This is a genomic window from Pseudoalteromonas sp. OF5H-5, assembly GCF_021530695.1.
GTDB lineage: Bacteria > Pseudomonadota > Gammaproteobacteria > Enterobacterales > Alteromonadaceae > Pseudoalteromonas.
Genome location: NZ_JAKGBF010000017.1, coordinates 84876 through 101856, shown reverse-complemented (window position 1 = coordinate 101856; position 16981 = coordinate 84876). Strand labels below are relative to the sequence as shown.

Here is a 16981-nt window from a genome sequence, read left to right as displayed (position 1 = left end):
TGACCCCATGCCGAACTCAGAAGTGAAACAAAACAGCGTCGATGATAGTGTGGGCTTCCCATGTGAAAGTAGAACATCGTCAGGGCCTTATAAGAAAAACCCGTTGCAGTAATGCGACGGGTTTTTTTCTGCTTGGGGTAAAGTACTTCCATGTAGCATCTCCCCTTCGCGCGTCCTTGTGCTCACTTCCTCGAACTGCGAAGCGGTGCTTCGGTTTCTCGTCACCCAAACTCAGAAGTGAAACAAAACAGCCGAAGGGTCGGCCCCGGTCAATGATAGTGTGGATCACCCATGTGACTCTCTATTTAAAAAATGAGAACATCCTACTTCGTAGCGAGCCAGGGCCAAATAAGAGGTTGATGAAAAGCGTTCATCCATGAACTTCATCGACATTCGAACATCCATGTACATCAAAACCCGTTGCAGCAATGCGACGGGTTTTTTGCTATGTGTGATTTAAAAATCTCGCGAGGTAAACTCGCTCCTACCACAGTATAGGCACAGTGCAACATGGTGAGAGGTGGTTCACCCACCGATGGCTTGCAATGAAGTTCCAGCAAAAAATGTACCTCAAAACCCGTTGCAGTAATGCAACGGTGGGGTATAGAGAGTCACGCGAGGTGAGCTCGAGCCCACCATATACATTGCTAGGGTGTGAAAAAACTCCAGGCGATAAAACGGCTTGTCTTATTACCTTGCTCCATCTCGATCACTTTTACTTGCTCTGCAGCGAACTGTTTAAGTTGCTGTTTAAGTGGTTTGACGTTGTCTTTATTAGAGATAAGGGAAGTAAACCAATAAACTTGCTCTTTGAAAGTGGCACTCTCAGAGATCATATCCAGTATAAAACGCTTTTCTCCACCTTCACACCATAACTCTTGAGCTTGGCCGCCAAAATTTAGCGAGGCTTGTGGTGCTCGGTTAAGGTTTTTCCACTTTCTTTGCGTGCCCTTATTTGCATCTGCTTCACTGGAATGGAAGGGCGGGTTACACATTGAAAAATGATAAAACTGGTTTGCTTTTATTATTGTTTTAAAAAAGTGATTAGGCTGCTTTTGTTGCATCACTTTTACCGGCAGCTTATTTAGTTCTGCGATGGTTTTGGCACACTTCACAGCAAGAGGATTGATGTCAGAGGCCACAAAGCGCCAGTTATATTCTCTTGATCCCAAGATGGGATAGATCAAATTGGCACCAGTGCCAATATCTACGCCTTGCACCTTATCTGGCAAGTTACTTTCATCTAACAGATCTTTCAACGCATGGATATAGTCTGCTCTGCCTGGAACCGGCGGGCATAAAAATTGTGCGGGGATATCCCAAACTTGTATATCGTAGTCTGATTTAAGCAATGCTTTATTTAACAGTTTTACGGCATCTGGATTAGTGAAGTCGATGCTTTTTATGCCATCAGCTCGGTTGTAAGTAAAATTCTTTAAAGCGGGTTCAATCGCTATAAGCTTGTCTAGATCATAGCCTGAATTATGCTTGTTTCTTGGGTGCACAGGATTCTTCGAATAAATAAAAAGGATTATAACACTTTTAATCGAACGCTTAAGTCTTGAATACTGGCTTTATCTTAAAGGCATATCAACCCTTTTATTTGCTTCGTTTAAGAGTTTACTTATCAACCAGTCAACTGGTACGATGAGGTTAGTGTTAAAAGAATAAAAACAAAGAAATGATAGAGCAAAAATCACTATTAGTAGATATAGCAGATGGACATAAACTCCACCTCAGATATATAGCAAAACCGGATAGTAGCGGCCCCGCTGTGTTTTTTATGCATGGTGCGGTTGAAAATGGCAAAATTTTTTATACTGAAAGTAATAAAGGGCTAGCGCCTTTTTTAGCTGAACACGGCTATCGCTGTTTTGTTGGTGATCTTCGTGGGCGAGGAGAGAGCATACCTAAAATCGACGCTGAAGCGGATTATGGTCAAACTGAATCAATCTTGCACGAAATCCCTGAAATGCTGAATTTTATCGAACGATATACCGGATCTAGAGCACAATATTGGATTGCGCATTCTTGGGGAGGAGTATTGATGAATAGTGTTTTTGCACGCTTTCCTGAAGAAATTCAGCATGTTAAAGCATGTGTTTATTTTGGCTCTAAGCGTAGTTTACATAACAATCACCCGAGCAAATTACTTAAAGCAAACCTGATATGGTTTAACGTTGCGCACTATTATTCGAAAAAGCATGGGTACTTACCTGCGAAGAGACTTGGTTGGGGAAGTGATGATGAGTCTTTAAAGTCACATGCACAAAGCGCTGACTGGGCACAGAAGCACCCATGGGTTGACTCGGATGACGGTTTTAATTATGCCGCGGTATTACAAGACATGACGTTGCCTCCAATCTTGCACATTGCTGGCGTTAAAGATAAAGCACTGGCACAACCTGTCGATATTCAAGCGTTTATTTGTGAATCTGGAAAGGGGATACAAGAACTCAGAATTTATGGAAAAAAGCACGGCCATCGGCACAATTATGGGCACATAGACATGTTAACCCATAAACATGCACGTGATGATCAGTTTAAAGATTTGCTGGCGTGGTTTGATCGCTTTGTGGTTGAGCAATCATCTTCTCAATAAATGCTTCATAGCGCAGCCACTTTTCCAGTGGCTGCGTACTGATTGGCTTTCTGACCTGCGCCTTACTTAGGGTATGCACCGGCTTTTTAGATTTGTGAAACTCCAAGCATTCAGGTTCGTATTTTTGATATAAAAAGCTCAAGCATTGTCTGAGGGACTTTTCAGGCTCTGCAATAAGTTGTTCGTAACTGAGCGTAAAAATATCTCTTTTCATAAATTGGTTAAAATGTGACATCAAGTCGCTTTGCGCTTGCGCATACAAGGCAAATTCACTTAAAGAGCAAAAGTAAGGCTCGCTTTCGGCGAAATGATTACTGTAGACCGACCAGGCTGTTGCATTGAGGTTGCGAGTTAAATGAATAATTCGCGCCTCAGGGAAGAGCTTGTGGATTAAGCCCAGATTTTGAAAATTAGCTGGAAGTTTATTGATCACCACTTCTTCCGGCACTCGATGTCGCTTTATCTCGTCGACATAGAGTATGCGGCAATGATCTAACATAGAGTTACTTAGTTGGTCTAAACAACCTGGGAACTCTGAATTGTTGCGTTTACTGAGGTAAGGGACAATTTTATCGCTGATCACGGTATTCTCGCCTAGTGTACCAACATGTGAATGTTGTACTAGCATTTGTTCTAGGAGAGTCGAGCCAGTTCTTGGCAAACCAACAATAAAAACAGGGGTAAATGTTGTCTTAACCTTATCACTGGGTTTATCAAAAAACGCTTTGCCACAATACTTTTTGATTGATTCAAAAAATGGCAGCATGTCTACAGTACGAAACTCGCTCATCAGCAGCTGTGTATCATTCGCTAAAGCATAGTTATCTTGGGCTGCATTAAAGTTACCTAATTGTTCATGACACTTAGCAAGAGCATAGTGGACCACGGTTTTTAGTCTCGGTGCTTCAAACTCATTTTCCAATTTTTCTAAAATCGCTAAATATGTAGGTAATTCTTTGGCTGAGGACATTTGTACCAGTTCGTACAGCATAAAGGCAGTCACTGTACTATGAGGACAATCTAACCCCGCTTTAAAGACATTTTTGGCTTGTTCAATAAAGCCATAGTCCAGATAAAATTGACCGAGTTGGTAATGGGCTTGGGCATTATGTTTTGCCACGCTTAAGGTGTATTCAAGTACGGTTTTTGCGTCAACCGGTGAACCTACGGCTAAAAATGCATCGGCCAATGCGAAGAGCGGCTCAAGCATTTTTGGTAAATGTTCGCAGGCTCTTTTTAAATAGTAGATTGCGTTATCATACTGCTCTAAACGCGTGCAAATGCGGCCTAGACCAAATAGAGCTGGACCGTTGTTTGGTGACTGTTTTAGTACAGACTTGTACATAAACTCAGCTTCTCTAAGCTTGTTTTCGGCTAATAATTCGTTGGCTCGCTTTAATAACAACATGTTTGTATTCAAAATTAACTGCTTTGTTATATAGGATAAAAATAAAAAGGCGAAATAGCTAATGCTAGTTCGCCTTTGTTTCTGGGTTACAGTAAAAGTTAGAACGTATAGGTTGCTTTCACATAGTAGAAACCACCATTAATACCGTATGGTGAAGTTTCATAGTATTTGCCACCCCAGTTGTTATTTGGGATACCTGTAGCGTCAAAGAAGTCTAGTTCTTCGGCATCTTGGTCAAAGATATTATTTGCACCAACAGATAGACTGATCGAATCTGTTGCAAAGTAGGTAAGCTCTGCATCAAATGTGATTGTCGCGTCCGCTGTTTTTGCTGTTGCATCATAATCGACGTGAACGCCTTGGTATTCGCCAAAGTAGTTCATACGAACAAAACCTGAGAAGTTATCCCATTGCTGAGCCCAAGTTAATGTGCCTCTGTGCTTCGGTAAGTCGTTTTCTAAACGAGATACCTTGAAGTCACCTGTGATAGCAGAGAAGCGGTCTACTTCGGTTTCATTCCAGTTGTATGCGGCACTGAATGTTGCATAACCACCCAGCATATCCATAGAATAGTTACCAACTAAGTCGATACCTTGAGTCGTGGTATCGAAGTCGTTAGTGAAGAAGCTCACCTGCGCTAAGTTATCAACGTTAGGAACACCCGCCGCTTTAAGGGCTGCTTTGTCAGCATCACTTAAAACGATTTTTTCAGACTGGCTTAGACGGTCAGTTACTTCAATGTTGTAGTAATCTAACGTAATAAATAAGTCGCCAGAGCGATATACCGCACCTAGTGTGTAACTTTCTGACTCTTCAGGAGTCAATTCAGTACCACCAAGCTGCTCTGAAACAGGGTTTGTTGGTGGTAATAGTGCTGAATCTACCAATACACCACTGCTTAAGTTTGTCTGCACGTTAGACACGTTAGCTTGACCTACCGTTGGCGCGCGGAAACCGGTACTGATTGAACCACGAACCGAGAAGTCTTCGGTAACATGATATTGACCCGTGATCTTAAAGTTTGTAGTCGAACCAAATGAATCGTAATCTTCGTAACGAAGCGCCCATCCCATCATAAACTCTTCAGTAAATGGGGTCTCGATATCCACATAAGCAGCATAGTTACGACGAGTGTATTCTCCTGCTGCAGAAGGTTTGAAGCCTGGGAAACCATTTGAACCTATCCCAAAGCCTTGCTCAGTCAGTGGCCCTGCAATAAATGATGCTTCATCACCTGAAAGTACTTCAAATGTTTCTTCATGCCACTCAAGACCTGCTGCAACGTTTACATCGTAAGCTAGGTCAAAGTCATAGCCTTTTGACACGTCAAAGTTAAAATTCTTTTCCAGTTGGATGTATTTACCTGGGCTGAAGTCCATAGGCGTATCTGCGCCAAGTGAAGCGTTTACCGTGTTAGTGATGAAGTAACGTGATTCGTTACGACCAACCGAGCCACTTAAGTCCCAGTAACCCCCCTCCAAAAAGCCGTCTTTAAACTCACCTTCAACGCCGATAGTTAGAGAGGTATCAGTGATGTTACCACCAAAGTTCGGCGTGAAACCTCCAGGTAAAATTTCATTAAAGGCAAAACAGTTTCTACCTAACTCGGTATCAGCAGCAATTAATTGATACGCTGGGATGTTCGCTACATTTTTATCCGTCAAGTTAACTACCGGACATTCGATACCCACACCTACACCATCTAAGTCTCCCACTAACAGCGTTTCACCACCGTCGTTAGAGTATACACCAGGACGGGTTTGTGGATTTCGATAATAGAATCCGCCTTTAACGTCTCGCTCGGAGTAGTTGCCAAACATATAGAATCGAGCATTGTCAGTGACATCTACGCCAACATTACCGAAGATACTTATATCATCTTTAATTTCTGGCGCACCCCAGATCTGCGCCGGGTCGCCAACTCCTTCAACTCCGGCACCAATGTAAGCTGCTGCATCAGGACGCTGAACACTGCGGCTAGTCGCATCCGCTTCTTTGTACTGAAAGCTTAAGTTAGCAAAACCATCATCTGTAAATGGCAAACCTACGTTACCTTCGATAACCGTCGTGTCGCCGTCACCTTCGTAGTATTCACCTTGACGAATAGAGAACGAGCCCCCTTCGCTAGCGTCTTTAAGTACAAAGTTCATTACACCCGCGATTGCATCTGAACCGTACTGCGCGGCAGCACCGTCGCGAAGTACCTCCACCTGTTTGAGCGCGATACTAGGGATCACTGAAATATCAGGACCTTGAGCACCGTCGTTAATACCGCCACCTAAAAAGGCAATAACCGATGAACGGTGGCGACGCTTACCATTTAACAAAATCAGCGTACTGTCCGCAGGCAATCCGCGTAAGTTAGCTGGCCTTACTAGAGTCGCTGCATCACTGATTGGGTTTGCATGTACGTTCAAAGATGGTACAGATCCTTTCAGTAATTCCAGCATGTCAGAGCCCGCAGCTTTCGACATATCTTCAGCACCGATGATGTCAATTGGCACTGGTGACTCGCCTACAGAGCGAGGAGCAGCCCGGGAGCCAACTACCGCGATTTTTTCAATTTTTTCATCTGCTTTTGCTTGGTTGGCTTCTTCAGCCATTGCGGTGGTAGTAAGAAGTGAGGTTGTTGCTGCTGAAGCGAGCGCGAAGCGAATTGCACGGCGCACCGTGTTACTTTTTAGTTTCATCCTGTTTCCCCAGTTGATTGTTGTTGTCATACCAATAAAAAGGCCATTTATAATATTTTTACCTTTAATACACATATAATTTAATTTGCTATGTGTTGGCAAGCGCTTTTTTAAAATTAGCAGTGATTTCTGAAACTGCAACTTTCTTAATAACTTTTTGTTTAGGCTAAGAAGAATTGCAAAGGTTGAATGATAAGTTATTGTTGAAGATGAACTTTTGGACGGTTTAACTAGTTTTGAAGAGAAACACCCAGTTGCTTATAATTTGTTGTTACAAAGTTTAGCGAGATTACGGAAATTTCATTATTCAGTTTTTGTAGATTAATTGAGCAATGCTAGGTGCTAGTCTTTGTGTGAGTGATTATTGTACAGTTTTGTGTGGTAATTGAGGTTGATTTTGTTCTAGTTCGTTGTTTTACACACTTTACGTATAACTTTACTCGTTAGAATAGCTAATTTGTACCAATGGCTAATAGCTAAAGTGCTAAAAATTTTGATAGACTCTGGACAACACTATCTTTGAGTTTATTAATGAAACTGATCAAAGTTGTCCATAAAGCACCGATGCGCGTTGCTCGGATCAGTAAACGCAGACAGCAAATAAGATTGCGCAGAGCAATGATTGCGCTCAAATGCGCACTAGAACAAGAGAAACAAGAAACGAAAGAAATGCTTGAGATATACAAGCGATATACTTTGGGGCGAGCGCATAAGGCTGAGTTAAAAACAGCAAACGCCCAACTTGTGGATATTCTCAAAGGATTAGGATTGGGTGTGTTTGCCGTTTTACCTTTTGCCCCCATTACCATTCCGATAATCGTAAAGGTCGGTCAATTAGTGGGCGTGGATGTTTTGCCTAGCTCATTCAACTTGAAAAAAAAGCCAACAAAAACCGAGGAACAGTGAATTTTCTTTTTAGCCTTGGTAATCTAAGTACGAACATAATAAATTTGAGGCCTACATGAACAACCTACTCGTTCACTCTGCGAAGGGTACACCCATTTCTATCTTCTCTGCTGCAGAATTAGCGTCATGGCAAGCGCAGCAGTCAAGTACGACACAGCTTTTCGTAAAAACCGCACAACTTCAATCGCAAAAAAATATTCTTATTCCGAATGCTGATTCTGGAGAAGTAGAGCGAGTTATTGTTATTGCTGAAGACGATGATTTTTGGCTATTGGGCGATCTTGCAAAGCAGTTACCAAAAGGTACTTATTTTATTGATATCGCTTCTGAGCAAGTTGAGAGCCACGCTATTGCGTTTTTACTGGGGGCGTATCAATTTTCTGCTTATAAAGAATTGCCAGCGATTGTCGCAAAGCTTGCTATCGAAGATGCTGATATATATGCCAAAGTAAAAGCGGCTGTCGAGTCTATTAATCTTGCAAGAGATTTAGTAAACACACCGGCTGCCGATATGATGCCTCAGCACATGGCTGAAGTAATGGAAGAACTTGCCGAGCAATATGGCGCATCATTTGAACAAATCATTGGTGATGAGTTATTGGAGCACAACTACCCAACAATCCACATGGTGGGCCGTGCGAGTGACAATGCTCCGCGTTTGCTTGACTTACGTTGGGGTAATGAAAACCACGCAAAACTTACGTTAGTTGGTAAAGGCGTATGTTTTGACTCTGGTGGTCTGGACTTAAAACCTGCGTCTGGAATGCGTAATATGAAAAAAGACATGGGCGGAGCGGCTCATGTTATCGCGTTGGCCAATATGATTATGGCGGCAAAACTGCCTGTAAGATTACGCGTACTTATCCCAGCGGTAGAAAATGCGGTTTCTCGCAATGCCTTTAGGCCAGGTGATGTGATCAAAACACGTAAAGGTATTACGGTTGAAATTGACAATACCGATGCCGAAGGACGCTTGGTTTTATGCGACGCATTGGCAGAAGCGCAAACAGAAGCGCCTGAGCTATTGATTGATTTCGCAACCTTGACTGGTGCGTGTCGCGTTGCACTTGGCACTGAACTACCTGGTTTTTATTCTACAGATCAAGCGATTGCTTCTGAGCTAATGGAAATTGGTCTGGGTAATGCGGATCCTATTTGGCAACTGCCTTTGTTTGATCAGTATAAGGCGCTGTTCAAGAGCGATATCGCCGATATTGCTAACTGTGGTTCGACGCCGTTTGGTGGTTCAATAACAGCTGCACTGTATCTAAAAGAATTTGTTGAGCCAGCCACGACACCTTGGCTACATTTTGATGTGATGGCTTGGAACGTGAGAGCGTTACCGGGTAGACCTGTTGGTGGTGAAGCATTGGGTCTTAGAACCATGTTTAGTTATCTTGAGAAAAAGTTCGGCTAATCACAATCACAGAGCCTGAAATCTATGAAAAACCCAGCTACGTAAGCTGGGCTTTTAGTTTGTCTAATAACCGAATTGGTATAATTAATTTTAGATTAGTTTTACTGCTTTTCAGGAATGTTTTCTAAGATCCCTTTCATTTGCTGCCAATATAGGCCAACGCTTGAAATTTCTACTTTTTCCTCGGGAGAGTGTGGAAATTTGATGGTTGGACCAAAAGAAATCATATCCATGTTCGGGTAAGGTTCTTTGAACAAACCACATTCAAGACCAGCATGAATAACCATAATATGTGGCTTTTCACCGTAGATTGATTCATACATATCACGGAAAATAGCTAATACTTCTGAGCTTGGATCAGGTTTCCAGCCTGGGTAAGCACCACTAAATTCAATGTCTGCTTGTGTCAGCTCAGCCAGTGAACGCAACATACCCTCGACATCACTGCGACCAGAATCAATTAATGAACGGATCAAACATAGGACTTCTAAACTGTTATCTGTAGTAGAAATTACACCCATATTAAGTGAGGTTTCAACAACACCTGGAATATCGTCGCTCATGCGTACAACACCATTAGGGCAAGCATTGAGAAGCGCTAATACTTTGCTTTCAGAAGCTTGGCTCATTGGCAACGTGGTACTTTTTGAGGTGCTGAGCGCAAATGTGATCCCGGTTTCTATGGCACATAATTCTTGCTTAATGATGGTTTCATAAGCTTCAATCAGCGCCTGGAACTCGCTTATTTGCGTTTCATCAAAACTAATGACAGCGTATGCTTCGCGCGGAATTGCATTGCGTAGGGAGCCGCCTCTGATCTCGATAAGTCTTAGATCAAAGTCTGCAATATGGTGTTTTAAGAATCTTGCGAGCAATTTATTAGCGTTTGCACGACCAGTGTGAATGTCGACGCCAGAGTGTCCGCCGCGTAAGCCTTTTAGAGACAGCTCAAAGATTTGATGGTGTTTAGGTAACGCTTCTCGCACGAGTTGTAGAGTTAAGGATGCATCTACACCACCTGCGCAACCCATATAGATTTCGCCTTCTTGCTCTGAATCGGTGTTGAGCAGAATTTCTCCTTCTAACCAGCCAGATTGCAAACCAAACGCGCCGCTCATGCCTGCTTCTTCATCAACGGTTAGTAACACCTCAAGTGGACCGTGTTTGATATCGTCAGCGTCTAATACGGCCAAACATGATGCCATGCCGATACCATTGTCTGCACCTAATGTAGTGCCAGTTGCAGTTACCCAATCATTATCAACATATGGTTTGATTGGATCGGTAACGAAGTCGTGTGCTGTATCGTCATTCTTTTGTGGCACCATATCAATGTGTGCTTGTAGTACAACAGGCTTACGATTTTCCATGCCACTTGTTGCAGCTTTTTTGATGAACACATTACCAGTGTTATCACGACGTACGTCTAAATTTTTGCTTTTAGCCCAGTCAACAATAAAGCTTGCTAGCGCTTCTTCGTGTTTTGAAGGGTGGGGAATGGCACAAATTTGGTCAAAAAACTTCCAAATTGCTTGTGGTTCTAATTGACTGATCTCGGTATGCGCTTTGAGCACAATAAACTCCTTGGATGAGCGATAATAATATTGCAATATTACCACCCACCCAAGGGCAAGATCGAGCAATTAACCTTAATTCGGGAGAGTAGGTTAGTTATTGAGCTTGACTCGCAGCCACTGCTGGTGCAATCAACTCAAGACCTGTTTTATCGCAATCAGGTAAACGTGCATCCGACATCGCAATTGGGGTCGTTCTTTCTCCCCATTTTAAATAGCTCGCAGCCCAGGTTAATCCAGCGCCAAATGCCGCCGACATAATATTAGCGTGTGGCTTAATAAGACCACTTTCGACAGCTTCACACAGTGCAATTGCAATTGTTGCAGCTGAGGTATTACCGTACTTGTCGATATTGACCATGACTTTATCATCTGAAATTTCCAAACGATTTTGGATCGCTTGAATGATACGAAGATTTGCCTGGTGCGGGATAAGTACATCAATGTCTTCTAGTGATAGCTGTGCTTGGTTGAGTACATCATCACATGCTTCACTCATACCTTTTACAGCACGCTTGAAGATTTCACGTCCCTCAAAAGAGAGGTCAGAAGGTCCGGTGCCTGCACAGCGGTCCATATCGGTACCATAGTTTGGAATGTGTAATATACTTCTGTCAGTGCTATCACAGCCAGTTTTGGTGCCTAATAGGCCGGTTGGTTCCTCACTTGCTTCAAGCACGACAGCACCAGCACCGTCGCCAAATAATACCGCGCTGTCGCGCTTTGCCCAGTTTACATACCAAGTCATACGCTCAGCTGCAACAATGACTGCTCTTTTAATCATACCGGCTTGGATCTGTGCGGTGGCATTTTGTAATGCATACAAAAAGCCCGAACAGGCCGCATTGGTATCACATGCTGCAGCACCCACGGCTCCAATATTCTTTTGTACTAAAGAAGCTGTATTTGCCACCATAGTTGACGGGGTGCAGGTTGCAAGTAGAACAAGATCGATGTCTTTACCTTCAAGTCCTGCACATGCCAAAGCGTGTTGGCTTGCAACCGTTGCAAGTTCGGCAGTGCTAACATGACTAACGCGTCTGGATTTTATACCTGTTCTTGTACTTATCCATTCATCATTGGTATCAACGATGGTGCTAATTTCATCATTACTGATGCTCGCTGGTGGAATGCACTTACCCCAGCCCGTGATTTTTGCATAAACCATAGTGTCTCTTATTCTAATCCGACCAGTTGGCCAATTTTTTATTTATACCAAATCCTTCACAGTATTGCCATAAAAGCGAAGCTGTGGCTTGTAAAACGGCGATATAACTGAGTTCGATCACACCTATTTTCGCTAGATTAGGTATAATTCTTTTATCTTAGCTTAGCTTCTTATATTTTCATGAAAATTGCGTTTTCTCCCAGCTCTGCATTGGGTCAACTGTTGTTGTTGCGATCTGTGGCAATCATCATTCAAATAGTGATGCTCGCTATCGCAGCTCTAGTTTTTGGTAAACAATTTGATTTTGTTGCAGTGGTTGGAGTGGTGGCAGCGGAGTCGGTATTTCAGCTATTAAGTATTTACGCCTACCGTAACACAAAAGAAGCCGCGTCTATTGGTATGACAATGCAATTGTTGGCGGACATTTTGTTTCTTACTATTTTGTTGGACCTGACGGGTGGAGCGACCAATGCGTTTGTGTCCTTGCTGGTATTGCCAACGGTTATTGCAGCAGTAACTATTCCAACTATCAACATGTTGATGGTGTCGGCTGGGGCGATTGGGGCTTATCTTTATCTTTATATAAAAATGTCTCATGAACATGTCCACCATATGGACATGAGCACTCACTTGCTCGGGATGTTAGTTAACTTTACTTTCACTATTATAGTCGTTGTTACCGTGGTGAGCATATTGGTAAAGCAAAATCGAAAAAAAGAGCGGGCAATTGCCATGTTACGAGAGCAGCAGCTACAGCAAGAACAATTAATCGCATTAGGTAGTGCGGCCGCACAAGCAACCCATCAACTCGCCACGCCAATCGCACATTTGGCGCTATTACACGAAGAGCTGGAGGAGTCGTATCCAAAAGATCCATGTGTTCAAGAAATGTCGGAACCTCTTGGGAAATGTAAGGAGCAGCTTAATGTCTTTAGAGAATTCACTGAGTATATAAAGTCAGCGTCTAAACAAATGATAACTGCAGAGCATCTTGCAGAGCAGTTAAAAGAATTAACGAATTTACAATTTCCACGGCAGCATTTTCGATTCGATATTACTAATGTTCAGGGGGGGCTGTGCGATGATCCTATGTTGATGCCTTCGATTTTGAACCTTATTAGTAACGGTGTGCGAGCAAATGAGCAAGCAAAACAGACGGACATAGAGGTGATATTTACCTCCGAGCCGACTGAGCATGTGATAACCATTCTTGATAAAGGTGAGGGAATAGCAGAAGAAAGGCTAGCGCAGCTGGGGCACAATGTAGTGAATAGTGAATCTGGGCTTGGCATGGCGGTACTGCTTAGTCATGCGACAATTGAACGGCTTGGTGGACATCTGCTTATTGAAAGCGACGTTACCGATGGGACAAAATGTACGATTAAACTACCAAGGGTGAGTGATGAATTTACTGCTTGTTGAAGATGACGTGCCTTACGCACAAACATTGATGAGGCGCTTGGAAAAACAAGACTTTGGTGTTGAACACGTCACTTTAATTGAAGATATGCAGGTGGCTTGTAAACGAGAAGCTTTCGACTACATATTGTTGGATATGAAGCTGGGTGAGTCCAACTCAATAAACTTCATAACACAAATCAAGCAGCTCAATCCAAGCGCTCGCATTGTATTATTAACGGGTTATGCTAGCATTGCAACTGCAGTTGAGGCGATAAAATTGGGTGCTGATGACTACCTAACTAAGCCAGCAAGTACCAGTTTGATAGTACAAACGCTATTGGGAGAGAAAACTCAAGAAATCGTAGAAGAAGTCATGTCTCCAGAACGACTTGAGTGGGAACATATTCAGCAAGTTCTAAAGGCAAACGAAGGTAATATTTCTGAAACTGCACGGCAACTTAATATGCACCGAAGAACGCTGCAGAGGAAATTACAAAAGAAACCTGTTTATAAGTAGGTTTTCACTTATACTCATTATTAAATAAAATGAAATATGCTGAGTTAGTCGATGATATTCTCATTTGAAGCATTGAACCTTTGGGCAATTATTCTCGCCGCTTTGTCTTCCTTTATGTTAGGTGGTATTTGGTATTCGCCTATGCTGTTCCAAAAAACATGGATGGAGGGGTGTGGGTTGACAGAGCTTGACTTACAAACGAGCGATCCCAAGATGACTTTTGGCGTCGCATTTCTGTTATCTTTGTTGTCCGCTGTGTTTATGGCTGTGATGCTTGATCTATCGCTCTCTTTGTTAGCGGCTACCGGAGTTGGGCTTGGTGTGGGAGTTTTTTTCGTCGCCTGTTCATTAGGAATAAGCTATATATTTGAGCAGCGCCCGATGAAACTGTTTTTAGTCAACGGTGGCTATCATGTGTTACAGTTTACGCTCATTGCATTTGTACTTAGGATCATGAGCTAACTCGGTATGGCAAAACCCAATAAAAAAGGCCCTGTTAGAACCGTCGATATTTATTGTTCTGGATGCCGCCAGCAGCTATTTAAGTATCGTAAGGGAGGCAAGGGCAGCCTCGTCAAATGTTTTAAAGAACGGATCACCCAGGACTTTACCACCAACCAAGTAAACTGCCCCAATTGTGAGCAAGAGTTTGCCCGGGATACATTAGTGAGAGGTGCGCCAGCACTGAAAATGATTGGTGGCAAGGTCACCTTCAAGTAGTCATTACTTGAATTTTCATTGCTCACTTTTTGTTGTTATCAGACAAATGTCCTGTCTTGAATTTCCCAGTTTGTTACTATTTCGCCGTTTGGCTTTGCTGTTTCAATGAATGAAAATGACCCTTCCCATGGAACTGGGCCAGCCTATTGGGTCTTGCTAAATGGAAAAAACATGATCGATTTAATGTTCGATATCATCGGTATGACAGGCACTTTCTTGGTTGTTGGTGCATTCTTTATGCTACAGCTGGAAAAGGCATCTCCCGATAGTTTAACGTATAACTTGATGAATTTAAGTGGTGCGATCCTACTACTGATTAGTCTTTGTTATAACTTTAACCTTGCAAGCTTTGTGATAGAGTTATTTTGGATCGCAGCGTCTTTAATTGGTTTATTTAAATATTTCAAAGCGAGAAAGTTGGCATCTGCTTAGGGTCTAAAAGAAAAGGCTAATCAAAAACTTGCGTAGTGGCTAGGAGCAAGTATTATTAAGTTAATCATATGCTGCTACGTAGGTTAGAGTAATCTAACACTACGAGTGAAGTGTGGGAACATAGAGCTCGTATAATATGAAAAACTTAAGCGCGTTAATTAAAGTCACTCCATTCTTAATTCCTTTTGCGGTAGTCGCTGAACCAGAAGCTATGGACGCCGACCTTTATCAGCTGTCGTTTGAAGAGCTGTTGAATGTAAACGTCTCTATCGCAACCAAAACCGATGAGACTAGGGCATCGGTTCCCTCTAGTATTACTGTCTTTAATTCAGAACAAATCAATAGCCTAGGTGTCGACAATGTTTATGATTTAATGAATTTTGTACCTGGCTTTCAATCTACTCGAGGCGATTGGGTTGGAGCCGTGCCAAAAGAGCATACCCGTGGTGTGTATCTGGATACTGGACATGTGTTAGTGATGATTGACGGGCAAAGGCTGAATGAGTCTTCATTCGGTAAAGCGTCGGTCTACACCCCGTACATTCCCATTGAAATTATCAATAAAGTTGAATTTATTCGAGGCCCGGGCTCCGCACTTTATGGCAGCAATGCCTTTCTTGGTGTAATGAATATTATTACCAAAAAACATAGTAATCAGCTTTCTGTTGGCTATGGTGAGCATGGCAGCGCTCAAGCGGCGATCAATATTTCAAAGCAAGTGTCTAACGAAACACTGGTCTACGCTAATATTGCATTTAATAAACGCACTGGTGATAGCTATTTTGGAGGTGCCGTAAAAGACCCGTTAGAATCACTTTTTGCTGTGTTTGGCGGCAATCATCAAGCGTTAACATGGCAAGTAAGGTTTAACCGCACTCAACTTGACGAGTTTTTAAATCTTTCCCGTTATTCCCCTGAAAACGAACACAAAAGCGAGAACTATGCGGCAACATTTGAGTATCAGTGGCAAATTACTGAGTTACTCGAGTTAACCCATAAACTGAGCTTTATTGAGCATAACATTGAAAGTGCAGGGCTCATCGTTACAGCAGCAGAAATAGGTATCACGCAAGGAGGTGACTTTTTAGTTGGCCCAGCTTGGCAATCTAGAGACTTAACTTATAACCTAGATGGTGGTTATAAACAAAATGACCATTTACAATGGAATTTCGGGATTGAGTTGTCAAAGGAAGAGCAAAGTAAAGCAGGTGTAAGAACTACTTACTATGACCAAACTGCTGGTGACATCATTATTTATAACCATACCTATTTGGGTGGTGTGCAGACAATATCTGACTACGCGCCATTTTATTCGCTACGTCAGGATTTTGATTCTTATGCGGGTTATGTTCAAGCTAAGCATCGATTTAGCGAGCAACTTAGTATGTTTGCAGGAGCACGATATGACGAAGTGAAAGACATAGACGATAATTTATCGCCAAGGCTTGCATTCGTTTACGGCTACGATGAAGCAAACACTTTTAAGCTACAATATGGAGAGTCTTTTCGTACACCAGTCAGTAATGAGCTTAACTCAAACGATGACGTTACATCAGGTAATTCGAACTTAACTTCAGAATATGTAAAAACGACAGAGCTGGTCTGGCATTATCAAGACGAGTCCAAACAATTTGACGCGGTACTGTTTAACAATGAACTAGAAGATTTTATTAATCTTGTATCCATTGATGATGAGCAAGCTGAGTTTACATTTGATAATGTCTTTGAGACGAGTATGCAGGGTATTGAAGTTAATGCTAATTTTAATTTAAGTGACTCAACATGGATACAAGGTGCATACACCCAGTTATTTGACGAGCCATTAAACGGCAGTTTTAAAAAGTTTGCTGCGCTTGCCTTTACTCATAAAAGAGGGGCGGTAGAAGTTACTTTAAATGCAATTTGGCGAGACACAACATTGATACTTGCACCCCCAGAGTCAACTGTAGATGATTTCAAGCAGTCAAGTTACTACCTCATTGGCGGTACCGTTTCTTTTAATTTGGATAACAATACTAAAATTCAACTGAAAGCTGAAAATCTTTTTGATAAAAAATACACTGTATTTGATCCAAGATTGATTGATGGTCATGTGCCACAACAGGGCAGAAATTTATTGATTCAGTATATTAAGAATTTTAATTAG

Annotated in this window: 14 protein-coding genes and 1 rRNA gene; 10 read left to right on the top strand and 5 right to left on the bottom strand. The window is 42.3% G+C overall.

What is annotated here, in order from left to right:
- Window positions 1-85 (top strand): 5S ribosomal RNA (gene rrf, locus L1271_RS24990); the annotation flags it as partial.
- A 562-nt stretch (window positions 86-647) separates the two neighbouring features.
- Here the strand turns inward: rrf and rlmF are convergent.
- The gene (gene rlmF, locus L1271_RS20555; protein ID WP_102057894.1) at window positions 648-1505 is read right to left on the bottom strand and encodes a 23S rRNA (adenine(1618)-N(6))-methyltransferase RlmF; all 858 of its coding nucleotides are present in this window, start codon (window positions 1503-1505) and stop codon (window positions 648-650) included.
- 176 nt (window positions 1506-1681) lie between these two features.
- On the opposite strand from rlmF, the gene L1271_RS20550 reads away from it, so the two are divergent.
- Window positions 1682-2602 (top strand): alpha/beta fold hydrolase, encoded by a 921-nt coding sequence (locus L1271_RS20550; RefSeq protein WP_102057895.1) that lies wholly within the window; start codon window positions 1682-1684, stop codon window positions 2600-2602.
- Here the strand turns inward: L1271_RS20550 and L1271_RS20545 are convergent.
- Window positions 2544-4010, bottom strand: coding sequence for a tetratricopeptide repeat-containing sulfotransferase family protein (locus L1271_RS20545; RefSeq protein WP_328266131.1), 1467 nt, complete (start codon window positions 4008-4010; stop codon window positions 2544-2546). The genes L1271_RS20550 and L1271_RS20545 overlap by 59 nt on opposite strands.
- Window positions 4011-4108: 98 nt before the next feature.
- Complete coding sequence (locus tag L1271_RS20540) at window positions 4109-6700, bottom strand: TonB-dependent receptor plug domain-containing protein (RefSeq protein WP_029215790.1); 2592 nt, start codon at window positions 6698-6700, stop codon at window positions 4109-4111.
- A gap of 531 nt (window positions 6701-7231) precedes the next feature.
- Here L1271_RS20540 and L1271_RS20535 point away from each other — a divergent pair.
- Both L1271_RS20535 and L1271_RS20530 read left to right on the top strand, forming a co-directional pair.
- The gene (locus L1271_RS20535) at window positions 7232-7606 is read left to right on the top strand and encodes a hypothetical protein (RefSeq protein ID WP_102057897.1); all 375 of its coding nucleotides are present in this window, start codon (window positions 7232-7234) and stop codon (window positions 7604-7606) included.
- 55 nt (window positions 7607-7661) lie between these two features.
- Window positions 7662-9023, top strand: coding sequence for a leucyl aminopeptidase family protein (locus L1271_RS20530; protein WP_102057898.1), 1362 nt, complete (start codon window positions 7662-7664; stop codon window positions 9021-9023).
- 101 nt (window positions 9024-9124) lie between these two features.
- On the opposite strand, the gene L1271_RS20525 is transcribed toward L1271_RS20530, so the two are convergent.
- On the bottom strand, window positions 9125-10597 hold the full coding sequence (locus tag L1271_RS20525; protein ID WP_102057899.1) for an aminoacyl-histidine dipeptidase: 1473 nt from the start codon (window positions 10595-10597) through the stop codon (window positions 9125-9127).
- Window positions 10598-10694: 97 nt separating this feature from the next.
- The gene (locus L1271_RS20520) at window positions 10695-11765 is read right to left on the bottom strand and encodes a ketoacyl-ACP synthase III (RefSeq protein ID WP_010605206.1); all 1071 of its coding nucleotides are present in this window, start codon (window positions 11763-11765) and stop codon (window positions 10695-10697) included.
- A 237-nt stretch (window positions 11766-12002) separates the two neighbouring features.
- Between L1271_RS20520 and L1271_RS20515 the strand changes: the two genes are divergently transcribed.
- The 6 genes from L1271_RS20515 (at window position 12003) to L1271_RS20490 (ending at window position 16981) form a co-directional block, all read left to right on the top strand.
- Window positions 12003-13187: an ATP-binding protein gene (locus L1271_RS20515; RefSeq protein ID WP_235368679.1), complete on the top strand. Its 1185-nt coding sequence runs from the start codon at window positions 12003-12005 to the stop codon at window positions 13185-13187.
- Complete coding sequence (locus L1271_RS20510) at window positions 13168-13683, top strand: response regulator transcription factor (RefSeq protein ID WP_102057901.1); 516 nt, start codon at window positions 13168-13170, stop codon at window positions 13681-13683. Before L1271_RS20515 ends, L1271_RS20510 begins: the two co-directional genes overlap by 20 nt.
- A gap of 51 nt (window positions 13684-13734) precedes the next feature.
- Window positions 13735-14145, top strand: coding sequence for a DUF1761 domain-containing protein (locus L1271_RS20505; protein WP_010605209.1), 411 nt, complete (start codon window positions 13735-13737; stop codon window positions 14143-14145).
- 6 nt (window positions 14146-14151) lie between these two features.
- Window positions 14152-14403 carry a hypothetical protein gene (locus L1271_RS20500; protein WP_010605210.1) on the top strand — a complete coding sequence of 84 codons (252 nt, stop codon included), beginning with the start codon at window positions 14152-14154 and terminating at the stop codon, window positions 14401-14403.
- A 171-nt stretch (window positions 14404-14574) separates the two neighbouring features.
- On the top strand, window positions 14575-14835 hold the full coding sequence (locus L1271_RS20495; protein WP_010379248.1) for a CBU_0592 family membrane protein: 261 nt from the start codon (window positions 14575-14577) through the stop codon (window positions 14833-14835).
- A 136-nt stretch (window positions 14836-14971) separates the two neighbouring features.
- Window positions 14972-16981, top strand: a complete 2010-nt coding sequence (locus L1271_RS20490; RefSeq protein ID WP_102057902.1) for a TonB-dependent receptor plug domain-containing protein — start codon at window positions 14972-14974, stop codon at window positions 16979-16981.

Bases quoted from the DNA above. Each gene is read 5' to 3' on its own strand.
- L1271_RS20535 (WP_102057897.1), top strand. From the start codon at position 7,232: ATGAAACTGATCAAAGTTGTCCATAAAGCACCGATGCGCGTTGCTCGG.
- L1271_RS20545 (WP_328266131.1), bottom strand. From the start codon at position 4,010: ATGTTGTTATTAAAGCGAGCCAACGAATTATTAGCCGAAAACAAGCTT.
- L1271_RS20540 (WP_029215790.1), bottom strand. From the start codon at position 6,700: ATGAAACTAAAAAGTAACACGGTGCGCCGTGCAATTCGCTTCGCGCTC.
- L1271_RS20550 (WP_102057895.1), top strand. From the start codon at position 1,682: ATGATAGAGCAAAAATCACTATTAGTAGATATAGCAGATGGACATAAA.
- L1271_RS20510 (WP_102057901.1), top strand. From the start codon at position 13,168: ATGAATTTACTGCTTGTTGAAGATGACGTGCCTTACGCACAAACATTG.
- L1271_RS20505 (WP_010605209.1), top strand. From the start codon at position 13,735: ATGATATTCTCATTTGAAGCATTGAACCTTTGGGCAATTATTCTCGCC.
- L1271_RS20520 (WP_010605206.1), bottom strand. From the start codon at position 11,765: ATGGTTTATGCAAAAATCACGGGCTGGGGTAAGTGCATTCCACCAGCG.
- L1271_RS20490 (WP_102057902.1), top strand. From the start codon at position 14,972: ATGAAAAACTTAAGCGCGTTAATTAAAGTCACTCCATTCTTAATTCCT.
- L1271_RS20530 (WP_102057898.1), top strand. From the start codon at position 7,662: ATGAACAACCTACTCGTTCACTCTGCGAAGGGTACACCCATTTCTATC.
- L1271_RS20500 (WP_010605210.1), top strand. From the start codon at position 14,152: ATGGCAAAACCCAATAAAAAAGGCCCTGTTAGAACCGTCGATATTTAT.
- L1271_RS20495 (WP_010379248.1), top strand. From the start codon at position 14,575: ATGATCGATTTAATGTTCGATATCATCGGTATGACAGGCACTTTCTTG.